This window comes from Chryseobacterium sediminis (assembly GCF_008386505.1).
Taxonomy (GTDB): Bacteria; Bacteroidota; Bacteroidia; order Flavobacteriales; family Weeksellaceae; genus Chryseobacterium; species Chryseobacterium sediminis.
Genome location: NZ_VUNZ01000002.1, coordinates 349115 through 370129 on the forward strand (window position 1 = coordinate 349115; position 21015 = coordinate 370129).

General features: G+C 36.4%; 18 protein-coding genes. 7 read left to right on the forward strand and 11 right to left on the reverse strand.

Translation table 11 applies throughout. The annotated features are described in order from the left end of the window. Positions 1 to 432: a nucleoside deaminase gene (locus tag FW780_RS13650; RefSeq protein WP_149834095.1), complete on the forward strand. Its 432-nt coding sequence runs from the start codon at positions 1 to 3 to the stop codon at positions 430 to 432. A gap of 57 nt (positions 433 to 489) precedes the next feature. Here FW780_RS13650 and FW780_RS13655 read toward each other — a convergent pair whose 3' ends face one another. The 5 genes from FW780_RS13655 to FW780_RS13675 form a co-directional block, all read right to left on the reverse strand. Then, positions 490 to 1017 (reverse strand): GNAT family N-acetyltransferase, encoded by a 528-nt coding sequence (locus FW780_RS13655; RefSeq protein ID WP_149834096.1) that lies wholly within the window; start codon positions 1015 to 1017, stop codon positions 490 to 492. A 64-nt stretch (positions 1018 to 1081) separates the two neighbouring features. Then, positions 1082 to 1840, reverse strand: coding sequence for a type III pantothenate kinase (locus FW780_RS13660; RefSeq protein WP_149834097.1), 759 nt, complete (start codon positions 1838 to 1840; stop codon positions 1082 to 1084). A gap of 261 nt (positions 1841 to 2101) precedes the next feature. Continuing rightward, positions 2102 to 3940, reverse strand: a complete 1839-nt coding sequence (locus FW780_RS13665; protein ID WP_149834098.1) for a M1 family metallopeptidase — start codon at positions 3938 to 3940, stop codon at positions 2102 to 2104. Between the two features lie 188 nt (positions 3941 to 4128). Continuing rightward, a complete protein-coding gene (locus FW780_RS13670; RefSeq protein WP_149834099.1) occupies positions 4129 to 4599 on the reverse strand; it encodes a DinB family protein in 471 nt (156 codons plus the stop codon). A 193-nt stretch (positions 4600 to 4792) separates the two neighbouring features. Further along, complete coding sequence (locus FW780_RS13675) at positions 4793 to 6484, reverse strand: DUF6909 family protein (protein WP_149834100.1); 1692 nt, start codon at positions 6482 to 6484, stop codon at positions 4793 to 4795. Between the two features lie 304 nt (positions 6485 to 6788). Between FW780_RS13675 and FW780_RS13680 the strand changes: the two genes are divergently transcribed. Together FW780_RS13680 and FW780_RS13685 are read left to right on the forward strand one after the other, a co-directional pair. Further along, positions 6789 to 8984: a glutamine synthetase III family protein gene (locus tag FW780_RS13680; protein ID WP_149834101.1), complete on the forward strand. Its 2196-nt coding sequence runs from the start codon at positions 6789 to 6791 to the stop codon at positions 8982 to 8984. 339 nt (positions 8985 to 9323) lie between these two features. Beyond that, positions 9324 to 10034 (forward strand): C40 family peptidase, encoded by a 711-nt coding sequence (locus tag FW780_RS13685; protein ID WP_149834102.1) that lies wholly within the window; start codon positions 9324 to 9326, stop codon positions 10032 to 10034. A 177-nt stretch (positions 10035 to 10211) separates the two neighbouring features. On the opposite strand, the gene FW780_RS13690 is transcribed toward FW780_RS13685, so the two are convergent. The 6 genes from FW780_RS13690 to FW780_RS13715 form a co-directional block, all read right to left on the reverse strand. Further along, the gene (locus FW780_RS13690; RefSeq protein ID WP_149834103.1) at positions 10212 to 10787 is read right to left on the reverse strand and encodes a pentapeptide repeat-containing protein; all 576 of its coding nucleotides are present in this window, start codon (positions 10785 to 10787) and stop codon (positions 10212 to 10214) included. 104 nt (positions 10788 to 10891) lie between these two features. After that, positions 10892 to 12121 (reverse strand): rod shape-determining protein RodA, encoded by a 1230-nt coding sequence (rodA, locus tag FW780_RS13695; RefSeq protein WP_149834104.1) that lies wholly within the window; start codon positions 12119 to 12121, stop codon positions 10892 to 10894. Beyond that, a complete protein-coding gene (locus tag FW780_RS13700) occupies positions 12118 to 14163 on the reverse strand; it encodes a peptidoglycan D,D-transpeptidase FtsI family protein (protein WP_149834105.1) in 2046 nt (681 codons plus the stop codon). The genes rodA and FW780_RS13700 overlap by 4 nt, the downstream gene beginning before the upstream one ends. Next, the gene (locus FW780_RS13705) at positions 14160 to 14666 is read right to left on the reverse strand and encodes a hypothetical protein (RefSeq protein WP_002982456.1); all 507 of its coding nucleotides are present in this window, start codon (positions 14664 to 14666) and stop codon (positions 14160 to 14162) included. Before FW780_RS13705 ends, FW780_RS13700 begins: the two co-directional genes overlap by 4 nt. Beyond that, positions 14659 to 15513, reverse strand: a complete 855-nt coding sequence (gene mreC, locus FW780_RS13710) for a rod shape-determining protein MreC (protein ID WP_047376236.1) — start codon at positions 15511 to 15513, stop codon at positions 14659 to 14661. Before mreC ends, FW780_RS13705 begins: the two co-directional genes overlap by 8 nt. A 28-nt stretch (positions 15514 to 15541) precedes the next feature. After that, the gene (locus tag FW780_RS13715) at positions 15542 to 16567 is read right to left on the reverse strand and encodes a rod shape-determining protein (protein ID WP_002982450.1); all 1026 of its coding nucleotides are present in this window, start codon (positions 16565 to 16567) and stop codon (positions 15542 to 15544) included. A gap of 442 nt (positions 16568 to 17009) precedes the next feature. On the opposite strand from FW780_RS13715, the gene hemA reads away from it, so the two are divergent. The 4 genes from hemA to hemE are packed head-to-tail and all read left to right on the forward strand — an operon-like array spanning position 17010 to position 20993. Continuing rightward, entirely contained in the window at positions 17010 to 18284 is a 1275-nt protein-coding gene (gene hemA / locus FW780_RS13720; protein ID WP_149834106.1) for a glutamyl-tRNA reductase, read from the forward strand. Continuing rightward, on the forward strand, positions 18271 to 19179 hold the full coding sequence (gene hemC, locus FW780_RS13725) for a hydroxymethylbilane synthase (RefSeq protein WP_149834107.1): 909 nt from the start codon (positions 18271 to 18273) through the stop codon (positions 19177 to 19179). The genes hemA and hemC overlap by 14 nt, the downstream gene beginning before the upstream one ends. A 51-nt stretch (positions 19180 to 19230) precedes the next feature. Next, a complete protein-coding gene (locus FW780_RS13730) occupies positions 19231 to 19914 on the forward strand; it encodes a uroporphyrinogen-III synthase (protein WP_149834108.1) in 684 nt (227 codons plus the stop codon). Between the two features lie 47 nt (positions 19915 to 19961). Continuing rightward, positions 19962 to 20993, forward strand: coding sequence for a uroporphyrinogen decarboxylase (gene hemE / locus FW780_RS13735; RefSeq protein ID WP_047376227.1), 1032 nt, complete (start codon positions 19962 to 19964; stop codon positions 20991 to 20993). Positions 20994 to 21015: the final 22 nt, after the last annotated feature.

Below are 21015 nucleotides of genomic sequence, written 5' to 3' on the forward strand. Positions count from 1 at the left end.
ATGTTTACAGACGAATATTACATGAAAATGGCTCTGCAGGAAGCAGAAACGGCCTTAGAAAAAGATGAAGTCCCTATTGGATGTGTAGTAGTTTCCAACAACAGAATTATTGCAAGGGCCCACAATCTCACTGAGACACTGAATGATGTTACTGCTCATGCAGAAATGCAGGCCATCACCTCAGCTGCAAATTTCCTTGGAGGAAAGTATTTAAAAGACTGTACATTGTATGTAACCATGGAACCATGTGTGATGTGTTCAGGGGCACTTTCCTGGTCTCAGATCTCAAAAGTAGTGATTGGTGCGCGGGATGAACAAAGAGGGTTTATCAATAAACACCTTTCTCTCCACCCGAAAACAGAAATTATTACAGGGATCATGGAAGCCGAATGCTCTTCTATTGTTAAAGATTTTTTTAAAAGTAAAAGATAAAAAAAGCCAGAGAACATTTTTAATATTCTCTGGCTTTTATTTTTATAGAAGCTAGAATCAGTTTTTAAAAATAGAATATCTCACAATATCAAAATATTCTCCGTCTTTCTTTATTTCCTGCTTTAAAACAGCCTCCTGCTCCATTCCTATTTTCTCCATTATTCTTCCAGATGCCGGATTATGAAAAAAATGGGTAGCAAATATTTTATGGAAACCAAGACCATTAAAACCAAAATCTACGATTGCTCTTGCGGCTTCTGTTACATATCCTTTATTCCAATAAGACATTCCTATCCAGTATCCCAGCTCTGCTTTATCATCATCCCTGTCATGCAGCCCAATAGCACCTATTATATGCCCTTCTTTATTTCTGATAGCAAAAGTATATCCTGTTTGATTATCAAAAGCTTCTTTCGACATTTTCAGCCAGCCTCTGGCATCATTTTCCACATATGGATAAGGAATATTAGAGGTAAGATCAGAAAAAATCCTATGCTGAAGATATTCAACGATGAAAGGAATATCCTTTTCTTCCAGTTGGGAGAGAATAAGTCTTTCGGTTTCTATGATGGGAAATTTTTCCATGCTATTAAGGTTAAAGTTGAGAATAAAACTAAGGGTATGACCTGAAGTCAGTCTTAATTTTTCATTATAAATCTTTCCCCAGGAAATAAAGACCTTTCAATGTATGGAGCCTGTCCATCACATGAATCTTATCCGTAAGGGGCTTATAAACGTGGGAAACACCACCTGTTGCTACCACAAAACACTCATCATTTACCTCTTCATTGATGCGATTCACAAAACCTTCTACCATTCCAAGGAAGCCATATACCATTCCGCTTTGCATGCATGTTACCGTATCCAGGCCCAAAACAGATTTTGGCTTTTTCAGTTCAATGTCCGGAAGCTGTGCCGTCTGGTTGATCAGCGAATTTAAGGAAGTAACAATTCCCGGAGCAATAATCACTCCCAGAGTTTCTCCTGTTTCTGCCACACAACTGGCTGTAAGAGCGGTTCCGAAATCTATAACAATTTTTTTCCTGTTGGGATACAGATTGTGTGCTGCCACAAGATTTGCATAGATATCTGTTCCCATCTGCTTTGACTTTGCCTGAACCTCTGAAGGAGTTGTACGGTCAACAATCACGGGAGAAACCCCATGAATTTTTTTGATCCCGGAACTCATTACTTTGGTAAGCTGAGGTACTACTGACCCGATAATTACTTTATCAATTTCTGTTGGCTCAATTTTATAGGTTTGATAAAGCATCAGCATCTGTACATAAAGTTCATCTGCAGTTCTGTAAGGTTTTGTATTGATTACCCACGAAATATCACAATTATCACCATTGAAAAGACCAAATCTGATATTGCTGTTCCCTACGTTGATTACGATTGAATTCATTGACATATTTTTCAGAAGAAATTCAAGATTTATAATTGAAATTCCCGCTTGATTTTGAGGGATTAAATTTAATCATTTTTATAAAAACCCGATCTCAAATCTCTTATAAATTAAGGTTATCTTAAAAATACTTCTCTAAAAAGCTTTTAAATGCAAAACAAGTCTGTTTAAACAAACCGACATTTATTAAGTCTCTGTTCTTTACATTAAACGGCGCGGAAATTTTATTCCCGCGCCGTTTATATCATTATTTTCTATGAATTATTTCACCTCTACAAAATTATTCTCCACATTCACGTCTGCAATTCTCTGACTGAAATCAATTCCCAAAACAGATAACTGAGATTTTGTGTAAGGAATAGTAAGAGTATACTCTTTCTGAGTCCAAGGCCAGTAAGGCATTGTTTTAAACTCTCCGTAGATATCTTTCTCTTTCCATGTATGAGTCATATTCAACGGAATCTGATAAGTCACTACTTTTTTATCCGCTGTCATCACTCCAAAATCTATCGGCATTGGAACCTGACCATTGTTGATTAAAGTAATGGTTGTAGATTTTGCATCATATTTTACATCCTTTATTCCGTAATCAATCGTCTTTGTAGTATTGATCCAATAGTTATGGAACCATTTCAGATCCATCCCGGAAACTTTCTGTGCAATGTGAAGGAAATCTCTGTCTGAAGGATGCTTCATACTCCACTGATCATAATATTGCTTCAAGGTTTCTGCAAGATTCTGCTCTCCCATAATATATCCAAGCTGTACAAGATATAACTCCCCTTTTACATAGGATGCATACGTGTAAGCTGTACCATTATCATGGTGATCACCAAGCCAGACTGCCGGCTCTTCAATTCCTTTCTTAATAAAATTTCTGTAAGCATCTATTGTTTTAGCAAATGGGTTCGGCATATCTTCAGGGAATAGCTGATACATGGTATATCCTTCTGCATAGCTTGTAAAGCCTTCATCCATCCATGGACGTACAGATTCATTGGTAGCAAGCATTTGCTGATACCATGAGTGAGATCCTTCGTGAGCCATTAAGCCCATTAAATCTTTAACGCTTTTAGCTTCCCCTAAAATCATGGTACACATTCCGTATTCCATTCCACCGTCACCTCCCTGAATGAACGCATATGTAGGATATACATATTTTCCAAAGTGATCATTCATGATCTGGAAATATTTGGTGATATAAGGCTGGGATTCACCCCATGCTTTTGTTTTATCATTTTTCTGATATACCAGATAAACTTTTGGCCCTTCCGGAACATTGAAGCTTTCTACAGAATAATCTCTGTCTGCACTCCATGCAAAATCAAGAATATTTTTTGCGGTCCATTTCCATGTAACTTTATTATCTTTATCTACTACAAGTAGACTTTTAGTTTCATATCCTTTCACGCCTTTAGGGTTTTCAAGGATACCTCCTGCTCCTACTACATAATCTTTATTGATTTTAATTGTAACATCAAAGTCTGAAAATGGAGCATGAAATTCTCTTCCCAAATAATCGAAAGTTGCCCAACCGTCATAATCGTACTCTGCAATTTTCGGATACCACTGAGTCATCGTCATATCTACCCCTTCTCTGTTGTTTCTTCCGCTTCTTCTGATCTGCTGAGGAATCACAGAGTCCCAGTCCATTGTAAAAGTAGTTGTAGAATTCGGTTTGATAGGTTCTGCCAGATATACTTTCATAATGGTTTCCTGAACTTCAAATTTCAGGTCTTTTCCATTTTGTTTAATCCAGTGGATATTCTGAGCCCCTTCCTGATCTTTTGGAATGGAAGCCAGTCTTGAAATACCGTCTTTCTGCAACCTTCCGTCACCATTCTTGCCTTGGGAAGCCACTCTTTGGTCCATCATAGAATTAGGCTTGAAAGCGTTCCAATATAGATGGAAATACACTACATTCAGCTCATCCGGCGAATTGTTGGTGTATTCTAAAGTCTGTTTTCCCTGATAGGTAAATTTTTCAGCATTCACATCAATATCCATCTTGTACTTCGCAGCCTGCTGATAATAAGCTCCTTGCTGAGCCTGAAATTGTGAAATGATAAACGCAAAAATGATTGCAGCCGATTTTCTCATTTAAAATTTTATTTTTTTTAAAGGTAGGTAATTTAAACAAGACCCTCAAATAGGAGTTATTTTGAGATTTTATTTTGTTTAATATGGTTTTAGATAAGTTTTCATCTGGTTTGTTAAATTTTCTTTGAGCTTTATTTGCTATGATCCTTGTCAAGGTGGAGTCCTTTGGGAATATCTCTGCAAATAGCTTATTCGTTTTTCAAAAGTTTCTTCATTAAAGTAATCTGTCCCAGATGATAATAGCTATGCTCAATCATACCATCGATATTTCTTCGGTAAGTGCCGTATTTTTCGTCAACAAATACCTCATCAAGTTTAGATTCAGGCATCTGTTCCAGGAATACTGCGAATTTTTCGGAGTCCATCCATAGTTTATTTAGCAATTCTTCCCATTGTTCCTGAGACTCTATAGGAGGAAGATCAAAACTGAATTTATCTTTGATCTCGAGATCACCCCCTTCAAAAACATTAACAATCCCAGCAATATAATAATCAATGTGAAAAGTGAGCATGGCAATGGTATTTAAAGAATCAATCTTCTTCACTGCCTGTTCCCAGGTAACGTCTGAAAGCTGGTCTTTAAAATTGGTATTGGCGATCCACAGACCATCAAGTAGAACTTCTCTGAATCTTTTCGCAAGTTGTGAAACTGAGCTCATGGATATTTATTTATGTTTCCTAAAGATAGGTTTTTATTTAAACACAAATTTCACCAATGAAAACCACTATTTTAAACACAATAAAATAGTGCAATTTGTGCAAATAAATTTGTGATATTCGTGTTTAACTAATTACAAAAAAACCTCAAATGCAAAATACATCTGAGGTTGATATAATAATATTAAATTACAATTATTTTTTAGCAGAAACTTCTTTCTTTCCGCTTCTTAGAATCTTTTCAAGGATTCTCAAAGTGATCAGATAAGTTGGTTTTACTCCTGTAAGACCCAGCCCTCCTGAAGATAATGTACTTCCTGTTTCCAACGGATTATCAGAAGCGTAATAAGCATACATTACAAACAGATCCGGTGAAATGTGATGTCTGATCTTGGATGCTACCTGAATTGCTTTCTGATAATGCGCTCCTTCCATTTCAAGACCAATCGCCTTCCATGAAGTGTTCATAAAATAGGATAAGATATCTCTGTTTTGCAGTGAAGTTCCCAAAACAGTAATCATTGGACCTTCAAAGGCTTTTAATTCATCATCTTTGAAATCTTCCAGCTTCAGTGTATTCTCAAATGGATAGTTGTCCGCAGTTCCTTCAAAAATATGAGAAGTAGGAATCATAATATCTCCTTTTTCTCCTGTAAGAATGCCAGCTTTCCCCATGATAGAAACGGATTTCACTTTCATCATATAGATTTCCCCTTTATGTTCAAAAGGCCTTAAAAGCTCATCCATCACCTCAAAAGCCTGCTCTCCGAAAGCATAATCGAAGACCATTACAACATCATCTCCTCCGAATTTGCAATCTGCAAATGGTGTATTCTTCAGATCTGTTTTGCTCAGGTCTATAATCTGAACATCTATATTACTTCCGCTTTTATCAGCGATATGAATCATTCCTTCGTCCAAAGCATATTTTAATACTTTGTCGCGAAGTTCTTTTTTGTTGGAGATATCTTCGTATAGTTTATAGTCGATCTCGTGATGCTGTTTCTTTTTAAGAGCGTTATTGGCATACAGCATATTTTTCACAGAGTGCATATTGGCAGAAATAATGTGCAAAGGTCTCATATGAAGATCATTTTCAAATAAAACCTCTTTCACTTTATTTGCCCATTTCTCCCCAAAATAATGGTGCCCTACTCTTTCCTTTAATATAGAACTGAAATGAATTTCTCTTTCTCTGGTGCTTTTAGCGTCTTCAAGACTTACTTTTCCTAAGTTGTAGATGATTTTGAATAAACGGTCAGGATTATGATCATCACCGAAAGTATTGTAAGCTCTTAATGTTTCATCAAAAGATCTTCCTATTAAAGAAGAAAGATGAATAAGTGCCACCTCTTTTTCTTTTCTGCTGAATTTCTTTTCCCCTTTCACAACCTCTTCAATAATCTTAAAGGCACGTGTCGGCTTCCAGTTTTCATCCTGAATAAATGCCAGGTTACGGATTTTATCAGCTTCTATAAATAGGAATGTAAGGTGGGTAAGAATGTCATAAATTTCGGAACGGCCCAAAAGAACCTCAATATTCATCTGGTGTTCGTCTATTCTATAACAGTTTCTTCTTCTTTTCTTTGGAACAATAGGCTCGAAACTTCCTTTATCAAAACCTTCATCTGATGTAAGATGAATAAAAGCACATTCTTCAATTCCTTCCGGAAGCCTGTCTAAAACATACATCAACCCGTCAAGCTCCAATTTACTTGGAATATTCATGGTTCCATAAATTTCCGGATTGATGGTCTTTAACAAACTTCTGATACTCTCTCCTGAAACTCCTCCCGGCTTGAAAAACCCTCTATAAAATAAGTGTCTCATAGAGATGTATAGTCTTTCAATAGCCTCCGTTGTTTCTCTTGCTCTAGAATTTGTCATAAAATAAATTTCACACAAATATACAAAATCTCCGCTCAACTTATTTTAACTGTCTTTTAATAAGTAGCTTAATCCCATCATATAGTTGTAATTTGTAAAATATATAGTATATTTACGTTCATACCCTATAAAACAGGCCCAGAACACCATGATTTAAATAGTAAATCACAAAACACCCTGTTAAAAAACACCAAACAATTGTTTAAATTACATAAATTTTCACAACACCCCTAAAAATTTTAGGGTCAAAATGTTTTCGATTCATTTTTTTTGTAAATTTGCCCTGTAAAAAATCAACCCAATTATGTCAACCTTAAGATTCAAAGCATTAGAAACCCTTCCATTTAAGGATTTCAGAAAAGACAACTCTGTTGAGATCCCTGCGAAATTATCAGAGCTATTCTGTAAAAATGTTTTCTCAGAAGAAACCATGAGAGAATATTTAACGAAAGAAGCATTCGGTTCTATCATGGACGCAATTAAAAAAGGAACTAAGATCCAAAGACATATTGCAGATCAGGTAGCGGTAGCAATGAAAGACTGGGCAATGAGCAAAGGGGTAACACACTATACTCACTGGTTTCAGCCTTTAACAGGTACTACTGCAGAAAAGCACGATTCTTTCTTCACTCCAATTGAAGGAGGCAGAGCTATTGAAAGATTCAGCGGAAACATGCTTATTCAACAGGAGCCAGACGCATCGTCTTTCCCTAACGGAGGTATCAGAAACACTTTTGAGGCAAGAGGGTATACAGCTTGGGATCCTACATCTCCGGCATTCATTATGGGAACTACATTATGTATTCCTTCCATCTTTATCTCTTATACAGGAGAGACTTTAGATTATAAGGCTCCACTTTTAAGAGCGTTGAATGCTGTAGACGAAGCTGCAACTAATGTAATGCAGTATTTTGACAAAAACGTAACAAAGGTAACTCCTACTTTAGGCTGGGAACAGGAATATTTCCTTGTAGATTCAGCATTATACCAATCTCGTCCGGACCTTGTATTAACAGGTAAGACATTACTTGGACATTCTCCAGCAAAAGGACAGCAGTTAGATGACCACTATTTCGGTTCTATTCCTACAAGAGTAATGAACTTCATGAAAGAGTTGGAAATCGAGTGTATGAAATTGGGTATCCCTGCAACAACAAGACACAACGAGGTTGCACCTAACCAGTTTGAGCTTGCTCCAATGTTTGAGGAAGTAAACGTTGCTGTAGACCACAACTCTTTATTGATGGATATCATGGCAAGAGTAGCTCATAAACACCACTTCCACATTCTTTTCCACGAAAAACCATTCGCAGGAGTAAACGGAAGCGGAAAGCACAATAACTGGTCTTTGGCAACTGATACAGGAGAAAACCTTCTAAGCCCGGGAAGAAATCCGAAGAAAAACCTTCAGTTCTTAACATTCTTTGTTAACACGATCAAAGCGGTTCATGAATATGCAGATCTTTTAAGAGCAAGTATTGCTTCTGCAAGCAATGACCACAGACTTGGTGCCAACGAAGCTCCACCGGCAATTATTTCCGTATTCATCGGAAGCCAGCTTTTCAGTGTTCTAGAAGAACTTGAAAAAGTAACCAATGGAAAACTATCTCCGGAAGAGAAAACAGAATTAAAATTAAATGTAGTTGGAAAGATTCCTGAAATCTTATTAGATAACACAGATAGAAACAGAACTTCTCCATTTGCATTTACAGGAAATAAATTTGAAATCAGAGCGGTAGGTTCTTCTGCGAACTGTGCAGAATCTATGACAGTAATGAACACAATTGCGGCAAAACAATTAAATGATTTCAAGAAAGAAGTTGATGCTTTAATTGAGACAGGCCTTAAAAAGGATGAAGCAATCTTCAATGTATTGAGAGAATACATCAAACAGTGTAAAAACATTATGTTTGAAGGTGACGGATATTCTGATGACTGGGCAAAAGAAGCTAAGAAAAGAGGATTGAACAACCTTAAAACAACTCCTGAAGCTTTAAAACAGGAAATGGATAAGAAATTCTTAGATCTATATGAAGAGATGGGAATCTTTAACCACAGAGAAGTTGAAGCAAGAAACGAAATTAAATTAGAGAAATACTCTACGGTTATTGATATTGAATCAAGAGTTTTAGGTGATATCGCAAGAAACCACATTATTCCTTCTGCATTAAATTATCAGAACAGATTAATCGAGAACGTAAAAGGTCTTAAAGAAATCTTTGGTGACAAAGAGTTCAAAACTTTGGCAAAAGAACAAATGAGTTTAATTACAAGCATTTCTGAAAATGTTTCTAAAATTAAGCTTGGTGTTGAAGATCTTCTGAAAGCCAGAGATACAGCAAAAAGCATATCAGACAGCCAAAAACAGGCAGAAAGCTATTGTAATAAAGTAAAGCCATTATTTGACCCAATCAGAGAAGCTTCTGATGCATTGGAAATGATGGTAGACGATGAGCTTTGGCCGATGACAAAATACAGAGAAATGTTGTTTACAAAATAACGTCCTGTAAAGTTCCATATTAGTTTAAATTCCCCGGAAAACCGGGGAATTTTTTTGTTTTATTAACAGACTTGAAAATGAGGACTTTAAATTAAGAAACCTTATATATAGAAGAAAATCGACATCGTTTGTTAAAGAATCTTAATAAAAAAAACCGCATACTTACCAAAAATAGGCCGTTGCGGTTTATTTTTCTTTAACATATGTAAACAATATGTTAAAATGTGTTAAAATAAGATCCTGACAATTATCATATCAGGGGTCTTTTACTCGGAATCTCTACTTTTGTATTGCTTTTGAAAATAAATATTCCTTTTTAACACGGATAATCAAATATATATGAAGAAAAGAGTTTTGTTTTATTTAGTTGCTTTAGTTACTACAGTTTCATTGCAATCGTGTGCTACAAATTATGTGGTTTCAAAACCAGCAACTTACACAAAAGAATACAAAACAGATGCCAAACTAGCTTCTATAGATAACAAAAGAATGGAGCAGGATAAGCAGAAACTTATCGACTCTTTCTTAGCTGAAAAGGCTGCATCTATCGCTAGTGCTAAAAAAGCAGTTAAGAATTCTGAGATTGCAAAAGCAATCAAACATAATAAAACCATTGACGGTATCCTTGAAGAAGCTGAAACATACCTTGGAACTCCTTACAGATACGGAGGTACTACAAGAAACGGTATAGATTGTTCAGCTTTCGTTCTTTCTGTATTCGGGGCAGCTGCAGGTCTTAGCTTACCTAGAGTAGCAGCATCTCAGGCTCAGGAAGGAGAAAGAATTGAAAAAGGAGAACTACAGAAAGGAGATTTGATTTTCTTTTCTCACGGAAGAAGAATTTCTCACGTAGGTATTGTAGAAAGTGTTACTGAAGAGGGGGAGATTAAGTTTATCCACGCAGCAACATCAAAAGGAGTAATGATTTCTTCACTGAATGATTCTTATTGGGGACCTAAGTTCAGATTCGCTAAAAGAGTAATCAACGAAGAAGGAGAAGCTTACAATAACTTAGCTTCAACGACTCCCACTACACCAGCAAATTTTTAATTTTATAAATAATTGATTTAAATAATGAAGCCATCAGAGTTCTGATGGCTTTTTTATTTGCTATTTACAATACGTTTTGCCTAAAGTCATTGGATAGAATGTACCAAAGAGAAAAGCAGGCTAAAACCCGCTTTTATTCAATTAGTATGTATGATTTATTATTACACAATTAAGATATCAGCTATTCTTATCAATTTCAATGTCCAGTTTATACAATAGTCCATATATTTCAGAAAGTGAAAATCTGGCCTTTTTAAGCCTGTTTAAGGCCGGATCTATTGAATAATTAACCGATGTTCTGAAATCAGCTTTTTCAAGTTTTGAAGTGTCAAAAACAGCACCCGAGAGATCACAATTACTAAAGACAGCATTTGAGGCATCACATTCTGTGAAATCGACCTCAATTAATCTGGAATTTTTGAAAACAGTTTTCTTAATAGAGGTCTGATAGAAAACGGAATTATTTAAAGCGCATCCATCAAATCTAAAAGATAGCCCGAATGCATTACAATCATTAAACTGAAGCCCAAACATTTTACATTCTTTAAAAATCACATCATGAAAAGCCGTCTTCACTAGCTTTACCATGCTGAGGTTACACTCTGTAAATTCACAGTCTGTAAAGCTGAATCCGGAAAAGTTTGCATATTCAAAATTACAGTTTCGGAAAGTACAGTTTTCATACTCTCCTTTTTCCAGTTGAGAAAAATCTGTGTTTTCAAAATCCTGATCCAGGAAATAAGCTTCTTTCATATTTTTATGATTTATCAATGACAGGATACTCCACCCTTTGGCAGATTTTAAATAAGAATAAAAATTTCAGCTTTTAGCCGTTGATTTTTTGATCTTAAAGACCTTTACACCAAGCTGTTTTTATCCGAATAATTAAGTTTAAAGAAAATAAAAGTCATCATAGAGAACGCCAACAGAGAACTTCCTCCATAACTGAAATACGGAAGAGGAATACCAACCGTAGGGAAAAGCCCCATAACCATCCCTAAATTGATCGAAAAGTGCATCAGAAGAATTGAGGCAAAACAATATCCAAAGACACGGTTAAAAGTAGATTTCTGCCTTTCTGCGAGATAATATATTCTTCCGATATAAACCATGTAGCATAAAATAAGAATTGCACTTCCTAAAAAGCCCCATTCTTCTCCCACTGTACAAAAGATATAATCCGTTTCCTGTTCAGGTACAAATTTCCCCTGGGTAACTGACCCTTCACGGTATCCTTTCCCCCAAAGCCCGCCAGATCCGATTGCTGTTTTGGAATATAATAAATTGTATCCTGAAGTATCTCTAAACGCCTTTTCGCCTTTATAAAGAACATCAATTCTTTCTCTCTGGTGCTTAGGCAGTTTTTCTAAAATAGTAGGAGATGCAAAAGCCAGTCCGCACAATAAAAGAATAGATCCTGAAATCCCTGAAATAGAAATAACATCCCAGGACATTCTATGATAATTCATAGCTATCAGAATACCGGCAATTATCAGAACTGTCACTGCAACATAGATAGGAGGTATAGCTAATGAAATCAGAAAAACTCCGGCAAAAAGAAATCCTATTCCAAACAAAAGGCCACTCAGTCCTTCTCTGTATAAAGCAATGAAAAATGCAATAAATACAAGCATGGAACCTACATCCGGAATAGCAAGAACAACAACCGCAGGAACACCAATAATGGCTAAAGTAGTCAATAAAGACTTCCTATTTTTAAGATTAAAATCAGGTCCGGAAACATAGTTGGCAAGCATCAGCGCCGTTCCTATCTTCGCAAATTCTACAGGTTGCATGGTAAAACTTCCAAATTTATACCAGTTCTTCTGTCCCAGAATTTCTTTTCCAAAGGGAAATAATCCTATCAGCAACAAGACTCCGCCAATGTAAATAATCCCTGCCATATTTTCAAAGAACTTACTTCTGCTGAAAAATATAATAAGTCCCACGAACAGCGAAATACAGAAAAAGATCAATTGCTTTTCCCCTAACTTCTGGTCAACGCTGTAAATATTTGCAATGGCAAAAACACAAAGCAGGAAATACAGCCCAAGGCCCAGTTTATCTATTCCTTCAGTCCATTTCATTGCTTGACAGTTTTTTTAGCAGTGTTATTCTTTTTAGCTTCTTCTTCTATTTTCTTTTGCAGCTTGGCTTTTTGCTGTTTTACCAGCTCCAGACTATCCTTTATTCTTTTTTGTTTAATTGAGTCCGGCTTAGGATCAACGTATAAGCCCTTACGTTTCAAATCTGCAATCCACTGCCTTTTATACTCCGGCATGAAACTCGAGGTGATCATTTTTTTATAAAGATTTTCTCTTTTCAGATCACCTGTAATATATTTTTCAGCAATTACCGTACAAGCTGGTCCTGCCCACGTTGCTCCGAATCCGGCATGTTCCATTACTGCAACCACCACAATTTTTGGTTTTTCGGCAGGGGCAATCAATACAAAGATAGAATTATCTTTTCCTTGCGGAACCTGTGCTGTTCCCGTTTTGGCTAATTGTGTAAAGTCATTGGATTTCAATCCTCTTGCCGTTCCTCTCAGAACCACCGCTTCCATACCTTTCAAAACAGGTTCAAAATGCTTTGGATCAACTAACGTTTTGTGTTTAACTTTAAATCTTGGATCAGGATTAGGCTTTCCGTCAATTGCTTTAACGATATGTGGCGTATAATACCATCCTTTGTTAGCAATCGCCCCAACATAATTGGCAAGCTGAATAGGAGTTACCAAAACATCTCCCTGTCCCATTCCATTATAGATAGCTCCGGTTGACATCTCATCCCAGTTTTTAAAATCAGTTCTCTGAGAACCGCTTGCTTTCATGATGGCTTTAAACCTTTTTTCATAAAAATCTCCTGAAGGTATTCTTCCTCTTGCACCCACAGCAAAATCATTATTCAAAAATTCTCCCACTCCAAAGCTGCTCATGATCTTTTTCCATTCATCAACACCTTTTGAAGGATTTCCCGGATATTTTTTGATGATTGCAATAAATGCGTAAGTAAAAAAACAGTTACTGGAAACCTGAATTGAAGGAATAAGCGGATCTGCTCCACCATGGCCTTTAATTCTTTTTCCTTTATAGAAAAATCCGCCTCCACAAGGGAAAATAGTCTTTTCATCCATTACACCCATCTGCATAGCTGCCAAAGCAGTTAATAATTTAAATGTTGATCCCGGAGGATATCCTGCCTGTAAGGAACGGTCAAAAGTGGGCTTATTTTCGTAAAGCGTATCTTTTGACAGAGCATATAGATTTTTTGATTTATAAGGACCTGTGAAAAGATTCGGGTCAATATCCGGTCCTGTAGCGGCAACCAGTACTTCCCCATTATTAGGGTCTAAAGCAACAATGGCACCGTGTTTATTTACAAGCATTTCTTCAGCGGTTCTCTGAAGATCATAGTCAATGGTTAAAGTAATATCTTTACCTGTAATCACATCTTTATCCAAAGATCCGTTTTTATAAGGACCAATGTTTCGGAGTCTGATATCTTTTTGGATATATTTAACCCCTTTTACTCCACGAAGTTCTTTTTCGTAGGATTTTTCAACTCCTGTTTTTCCGATAAAATCTCCAGGTAAGTAGTACGCAGAATCTTTTTTTATTTCACGCTCATTTACTTCACTGGTGTATCCCAGAAGGTTCCCCGAAGTGGAAACTTCATATTGACGCTGAGGTCTTTGTACAATATTAAAAGCCGGATATTTAAAAATAATTTCCTGAACTCTTGCTATATCTTCTCTGCTCAGGTCCTTCAGAAAAGTCATCGGAGTCAGTTTGGAATAGTATTTTTCCTTTTTAATAACAGCAATTCTTTTGATAAAATCTGCTTTGGAGATCTTCATAAGACTACAGAATCCGAGAGTATCAAAATCCGGCCGCATTAAAGCCTGTGTAAAAGAGACTTCATAAGCGGGCTGGTTTCCTACCATGATTTTACCATTCCTGTCAAAAATGACTCCACGCTGTGGAATAACATATTCGGTTTTGATGGAGGTATTCGCTGCATTTAATGCATAACGGTCTGTAAAGAGTTGTAAATAGGCAAGCCTCGCCACAAAAATAAGGGCGATGACAACAAGGATGGAAAAAATTTTAAAATAACGTGTGTTCAAACTTTTTGTTTGATTTTAAATATTAATGCGTAAATGACTATAAATATAAATGAAATTACACTAGTCACCAACACATTAAACAATATTTCGAAAAATCTGCTAAACTTAAAAAATTCTATATACTGCACTAAAAGCTGGTGCAGGAAAATACTGGAAAATAAAAACAGCAAAAACTGCGCCCATTGAAGGGACTGAAAAGAGAAAAAGTCCGTAGATGTATCGGTAGAAGTCCTGAAGATCAACGTTCTGAAATACGCAATCAGCGTTGTTGCAAATGCATTGATGCCCCATGAATAAAGAAAACCATCAATAGATAATCCTATTAAAAAGCTCAATGCCAGGAACTGAAATTTATTCCTGAAAAAAGGATAGAACATGACAAATACGGGATACAATACCGGAGTATATTTCCCGAAAAGCGTAATCCTGTTCAATACAAATATCTGTAATGCCACAAGAAAAATCATGATCAATATATCAGTAAATAAAGTCCTGCTAATCATTTTCTTTTTTTATTACAGCCTGCATAGTGTCCTGAATCTTCTGCACTTCTGCTTTTTTAAGATTCTTCACTACATACACTTTGTTCAACGCTCCCATTTTTTCACTCAGCTCAACGGAAATATCCCAAAAGCCGGTTTTATTATCTACAGAATATCCTGCAATAGTACCAATGGTAACTCCTTTAGGGAAGATTGCAGATTTACCGTCTGTAACCACAGTATCCCCTACTTTCAATGCAACATATTTTGGAATATCTGCAAGATGCATCACTCTGGAGTTATCACCATTCCACGTTAAAGTACCGAAATATCCTGAGTTTTTGAGTGCTGCATTAATTCTGATCTTATTGACACTTAAGACCGACTGAACTAATGCATAACTGTCTGTAGAGTTAATTACAATTCCCGCAATACCTCTTGGCGCCATTACCCCCATCTGAGGGAAGACTCCGTCTCTACGGCCACGGTTGATTGTAAAATAGTTGTTTCTTCTGTTGATACTGTTGAAAACAATTTCTCCATCAACAAAAGTATAGATTTGCCCACCTCCAATGGTATCATGAACTCTTTTGAAAACAGGATTTTTTGATCCGTCTTTTCCATAAAGTTCAGTCATAAGGGCTTTATTCTGAACTACAAGATCTTCATTGATCTGTTTTAGTTTCAGATAAGAAACTCCTTCATCAATATATCCGGAAACCCATGAATTGAAAGCAGCTGTCTGCCCGGCAATCCAGGATTTCTGCATGGCATTTCTTGAGAATATCAAAACCAGAGCAATAATTTGCAGGAATATAAAGAAGACGAAAAGAGTATTCTTCGAAAATAATCTCAGCAAAAATCCCATTCAGATATAAAGTCGTAAAAAGTTAAAATTATTTAATTAAGAAATTGAACTTATCCATATTCTTAAGGGCAATACCTGTTCCGCGAACTACAGCTCTCAACGGATCTTCAGCAACAAATACTGGAAGACCTGTTTTTTTGTGAATTCTGTCCGCAAGACCTCTTAATAACGCTCCTCCTCCGGCAAGATAAATACCAGTCTTGTAAATATCAGCAGCCAATTCCGGTGGTGTAAGAGAAAGTGTTTCCATTACAGCATCTTCGATTCTGATGATCGACTTGTCTAATGCACGTGCAATCTCTTTGTATCCAACCATAATTTCTTTAGGTTTCCCTGTAATAAGGTCTCTACCCTGTACCGGGATATCCTCGATGTCTACATCAAGATCTTCTACTGCAGAACCTACTTCAATTTTGATTCTTTCAGCAGTTCTCTCCCCGATATAAAGGTTATGGTGAGTTCTTAAGTAATAAGCAATATCATTGGTAAATACATCTCCTGCAATTTTCACAGATTTATCACATACGATACCTCCTAAAGCTACTACCGCAATTTCCGTAGTACCTCCACCTATATCGATGATCATGTTTCCTTCAGGCTTCTGTACGTCTATTCCAACCCCAATTGCTGCTGCCATTGGCTCATAGATTAGTCTTACTTCTTTTGCATTTACTTTTTGAGCAGAATCTCTTACCGCTCTTTTTTCAACTTCAGTAATACCAGAAGGAATACAGATTACAATTCGTAATGCCGGTTGTATGAATTTACCTTTAATTCCAGGAATTTTTTTGATAAATTCCTTGATCATATGTTCAGAAGCATGGAAATCAGCAATTACCCCATCTTTCAAAGGACGGATTGTCTTGATATCCTCGTGAGTTTTACCCTGCATATGCTTGGCCTGCTCCCCGACGGCAATCGGCTTACCCGATGAACGTTCAATCGCAACAATTGAAGGTTGATCTATAACAATTTTATTATTATGGATGATTAGGGTATTAGCAGTTCCAAGGTCTATCGCAATTTCTTGCGTAAACATATCAAATAAACTCATATTTTTCTTCTGATTTTAAGTTTACAAAGATATAAATTTAACACTACTAAAGAAATTTCCCACCAACTTAATTTGGTTAAAATTTTATTAAAATTTATAATTCTTTATTAACTTTCAATTTAGATGTTTACAGACTTTGAGTTAAACTAAAATTAATGGGTTGTTTAAAGGATAAAAAAGCCATATCGCCGAACGGTGAAAAGATATGTACACAACAGACAAACAGGTTTTCCAAGTACCTCGGCATTCCATTTAAATTCTATACGCTTCTTAAAAAAATTAATAAATCAAAGTAAAAATTAAAGAAAACTCCCTCATAGAAAGCAATTCTTTTTTTTCCACTCTGCTTTTTCTTCTTTACCACCTTATAGTTTTTTACGATAATTATCATATACACTATCTGAGAGTGATTAATTAAAAAAAGCGTAAATTTGCACTGCTTATGTTACAGTATTCCAACATTCATCGAACGTCAAATTTTGCCGTGCTTTCTATAAGCTACGAAAAAGCCGACGTAGAAACGAGAGGAAAGTTTGCATTCTTTGATGAAAACATCAAAAACTTTGTTTCCAGGGTCCACCAGGAAGATCTTGGAGATGCATTTGTGGTTTCCACCTGTAACAGGACCGAAATTTATACCACTTCTCCCAATTATCTTTTAGTTGCTGAAGAGTATTGCAAAACCATTGGAGTTCATCTTACGGATTTTCTTCAGTTTGCCAATATTCTCACCAAAGAGGAAGCCCTGATCCATCTTTTCAGAGTTGCTGCAGGTCTTGAAAGTCAGATTATTGGAGATTTTGAAATTATCGGACAGATCAAAAAAGCATACAGCCGTTTCAAAAAAGAGAGACAAAATTCTAATCCTTATCTTGAAAGAGCTATCAACGCAGCGATTCAGATTTCGAAAAGAATAAAAAACGAAACCGGAATTTCCAATGGCGCCGCTTCTGTTTCTTATGCCGCAGTCCATTATATTTTAAACAACCAGAAAAGAATTGCTGAAAAAAACATTCTTCTATTGGGAGTAGGTGAGATTGGACAGAACACTGTTGAAAATCTGGTGAAGCATGTCTTTCAGCCGAAAATTAAAATCGCGAACAGAACTCAGGAGAAAGCTGAAAAGATTTCCCAGAAATATAATATTCCTCATGTTGATTATTCTGATTTTGACAAGGAATTAAAAAATACTGATATTCTTATTGTGGCAACAGGAGCTAAACATCCTATTGTCAACCAGTCTCACTTCCCGAACGGAAAAGAAACACTGGTCATTGATCTTTCTATTCCTCATAACGTTGAAAAAAATGTTACCGAAAATGAAAACGTAACATTGATTGATGTGGATGAGCTTTCAAAACAGATTCAGGAAACGATTCAGCAGCGTGAAAGAGAAATCCCGAAAGCTGAAAAAATCATCAAGGAACTGATGAAAGACTTTATTGAATGGGAGAAAAAGAGAAAGCTAGCACCGAATATCCATCATTTCAAAGCCGTTTTAAAGAACATGGAACGCAATGAAATGCATAATTTTTATAAAAAGAATAAATACATAAACATCACGGACATGGAACTTTCTGACAAAATGATCCAGAAAATCACCAACCGTTTTGCAAAATACATCATTGATAATCCTTTGAAAGCCGAAGAAATTAGTAAATTAATGCACGAAATATTAGTTGAACAACCAAACAACGAATTCAATGAAAAGCATTAGAATCGGAACGAGAAATTCCGCACTTGCACTTTGGCAGGCTAGAGAGGTTGCAAGGCACCTTCAGAACAACAATTATTTAACGGAGATTGTTCCTATCGTTTCTTCTGGCGATAAGAATCTCAATCAACCTTTATATTCCTTAGGAATCACCGGGGTCTTCACAAGAGACCTTGATATTGCCTTATTGAATGACGAAATTGATATTGCCGTACATTCTTTAAAAGACGTTCCTACTCAATTGCCTCAAAATATTGAGATGATTGCTTACCTGGAAAGAGATTTTCCACAGGACATTCTGATCAGAAAAGAATCTGCAAGGAATAAAGAATTCCATGAGCTTAAACTGGCGACCAGCAGTTTGAGAAGAAGAGCTTTCTGGCTGAGAAATTATCCGACTACTGATTTTTCGGATATCCGCGGAAATATTCAAACCAGACTTCAAAAACTGGAAGACGGAGATTTCGATGCAACGATTCTTTCTTTGGCTGGTATCAAAAGAATGAAAATGGAGATCGATTACGAGATGCTTCCATTAATGATTTGCGCTCCATCGCAAGGGGTAATTTCTGTAGCAGGACATACTGACAAACCAGAGATCAACGAGATTGTACGTAAGATCAACCACAATCCAACCCAGATCTGCGTAGAGATTGAAAGAAACTTCTTAAGCACTTTGGAAGGCGGCTGTACTGCCCCTATCGGAGCTTTTGCTGAAATCATTGGTGATCAGATCCGTTTCAAGGCAGCACTTTGCTCTTTGGATGGGAAAAACTGCATTGCTGTGGATGAAAACTTTGTTTATACTCCAACAGAAAATTTTGGAGAAAAGTTTGCAAAAGTCGTTCTTGAAAACGGAGGAAAGGAATTAATGGCTGAAATCAAAAGCCAGATCTAATTTCAGATTCAGTTTTTTTACTGCTCTTTTCATCTTCTTAACTGTACAGACATGAAAATCTTATTTACCAAAAATATAGACCAGACAACGATATCCAAAGAATTAGGAGAGGATACTTTGGCTGACTGTGTTGAGGTAATTAAGACCAAGCCTATTATGATCAGTCCTTTTGATCTGAAGAATTACTCATTGATTTTTACAAGTGTTAATGGAGTCATTTCATTTTTTAAAAACAAGTTTAAGCCTAATGAGGATTTTACAGCCAAGAATTACAATAAGATCTACTGTGTTGGTGAAAAAACGAAGAGGGAATTAAGGAAACATGGTTTCGGAACATTTAAGGTTTTGAAAAATGCTGATACGCTTTCCAAATTTATTATCGGAAAATGCCAGCACGAGCAGTTTCTTCATTTCTGCGGCAATCTTGCCATCAATGTTCTGGATAAAGAACTTCCTTTACAAAACATTAAGTACAAAAAAGTTACGATATACAATACTGAGGAAACTCATCCTTTAATAAATGAAAAATATCATGCTGCAGTATTTTTTAGTCCGAGCGGAGTTCGTAGTTTTGCAAGGCGAAATTCTCTGGAAGGCATGAAGCTTTTTTCGATTGGCGAAACCACTTCCGGTGAGTTGAGAAATTATACGCAGGAAGAAATTTTCACTTCTGAAGAAAATACACTGACTTCGATCTTTGAGCTGATAAGAAGAGAAATCAGAAGTAGAATTTAGAATATTTGTTACCGAATATAGCCGGTAATATTAGTTTACAATAGATTATGATAAAAAACGACCTATATTTAAAAGCACTTCGCGGAGAAACCGTTGAAAGACCTCCTGTCTGGATGATGAGGCAGGCTGGAAGATATCTGCCGGAATTCATTGCTTTGAGAGATCAGTATGATTTCTTTACGAGATGTCAGACTCCTGAACTTGCGGCTGAGATTACATTACAGCCTATTCGCAGATTTCCTCTGGATGCAGCGATTCTGTTTTCTGATATCCTGGTAGTTCCACAGGCTATGGGAATTGATTTCAAGATGAAAGAATCCGTTGGACCATGGTTAGATACTCCTATCAGAACAATGGAACAGGTTCAGAATATTGAAACTCCGGATGTGAATGACACTTTAGGATACGTTTTTGATGCTATTGAGCTTACGCTGCAGAAACTGGATAATGATATTCCGTTGATTGGTTTTGCAGGTTCTCCATGGACAATCCTTTGTTACTGTGTAGAAGGAAAAGGAAGTAAAGCATTTGACATTGCAAAGTCTTTCTGCTTCCAACAGCCTGAGGCTGCTCATTTATTATTGCAAAAAATCACTGATACTACAATTGCTTATTTAAAGAGAAAAGTAGAAAAAGGAGTTTCTGCTGTACAGGTTTTTGATTCTTGGGGAGGAATGCTTTCTCCTACGGATTATCAGGAATTCTCATGGCAGTACATCAATCAGATTGTTGAAGCTTTAAGCCCGCTTACCCATGTAGTTGTATTTGGAAAAGGATGCTGGTTTGCTCTGGAAGATATGACTATGTCTAAAGCTTCTGCTCTTGGTGTAGACTGGACTATTAAGCCGGAATTCGCAAGAACATTAACCAATCACACGATGACTTTACAAGGTAACTTTGATCCTGCAAGACTTCACTCTACTCCTGAGACAATCAAGAAGATGGTGAACGAAATGATCAACCGTTTTGGAAAAGACAGATATATTGCAAATCTAGGTCACGGAATTTTACCAAATGTTCCTGTAGAAAATGCCGAAGCATTCATCAGAGCAGTGGTTGACTGGAAACCGAATTTATAAAAATTATTTCTTTTGAAAATAT

Excerpts from the sequence above, each read along its gene's own strand:
- FW780_RS13690 (WP_149834103.1), bottom strand. The coding sequence starts at position 10,787 with ATGAAAGAAGCTTATTTCCTGGATCAGGATTTTGAAAACACAGATTTT.
- FW780_RS13685 (WP_149834102.1), top strand. The coding sequence starts at position 9,324 with ATGAAGAAAAGAGTTTTGTTTTATTTAGTTGCTTTAGTTACTACAGTT.
- FW780_RS13660 (WP_149834097.1), bottom strand. The coding sequence starts at position 1,840 with ATGAATTCAATCGTAATCAACGTAGGGAACAGCAATATCAGATTTGGT.
- hemC (WP_149834107.1), top strand. The coding sequence starts at position 18,271 with ATGAAAAGCATTAGAATCGGAACGAGAAATTCCGCACTTGCACTTTGG.
- hemE (WP_047376227.1), top strand. The coding sequence starts at position 19,962 with ATGATAAAAAACGACCTATATTTAAAAGCACTTCGCGGAGAAACCGTT.
- FW780_RS13705 (WP_002982456.1), bottom strand. The coding sequence starts at position 14,666 with ATGATTAGCAGGACTTTATTTACTGATATATTGATCATGATTTTTCTT.
- FW780_RS13675 (WP_149834100.1), bottom strand. The coding sequence starts at position 6,484 with ATGACAAATTCTAGAGCAAGAGAAACAACGGAGGCTATTGAAAGACTA.
- FW780_RS13730 (WP_149834108.1), top strand. The coding sequence starts at position 19,231 with ATGAAAATCTTATTTACCAAAAATATAGACCAGACAACGATATCCAAA.
- FW780_RS13650 (WP_149834095.1), top strand. The coding sequence starts at position 1 with ATGTTTACAGACGAATATTACATGAAAATGGCTCTGCAGGAAGCAGAA.
- FW780_RS13680 (WP_149834101.1), top strand. The coding sequence starts at position 6,789 with ATGTCAACCTTAAGATTCAAAGCATTAGAAACCCTTCCATTTAAGGAT.
- FW780_RS13715 (WP_002982450.1), bottom strand. The coding sequence starts at position 16,567 with ATGAGTTTATTTGATATGTTTACGCAAGAAATTGCGATAGACCTTGGA.
- rodA (WP_149834104.1), bottom strand. The coding sequence starts at position 12,121 with ATGAAATGGACTGAAGGAATAGATAAACTGGGCCTTGGGCTGTATTTC.
- hemA (WP_149834106.1), top strand. The coding sequence starts at position 17,010 with ATGTTACAGTATTCCAACATTCATCGAACGTCAAATTTTGCCGTGCTT.
- FW780_RS13670 (WP_149834099.1), bottom strand. The coding sequence starts at position 4,599 with ATGAGCTCAGTTTCACAACTTGCGAAAAGATTCAGAGAAGTTCTACTT.
- mreC (WP_047376236.1), bottom strand. The coding sequence starts at position 15,513 with ATGGGATTTTTGCTGAGATTATTTTCGAAGAATACTCTTTTCGTCTTC.
- FW780_RS13665 (WP_149834098.1), bottom strand. The coding sequence starts at position 3,940 with ATGAGAAAATCGGCTGCAATCATTTTTGCGTTTATCATTTCACAATTT.
- FW780_RS13655 (WP_149834096.1), bottom strand. The coding sequence starts at position 1,017 with ATGGAAAAATTTCCCATCATAGAAACCGAAAGACTTATTCTCTCCCAA.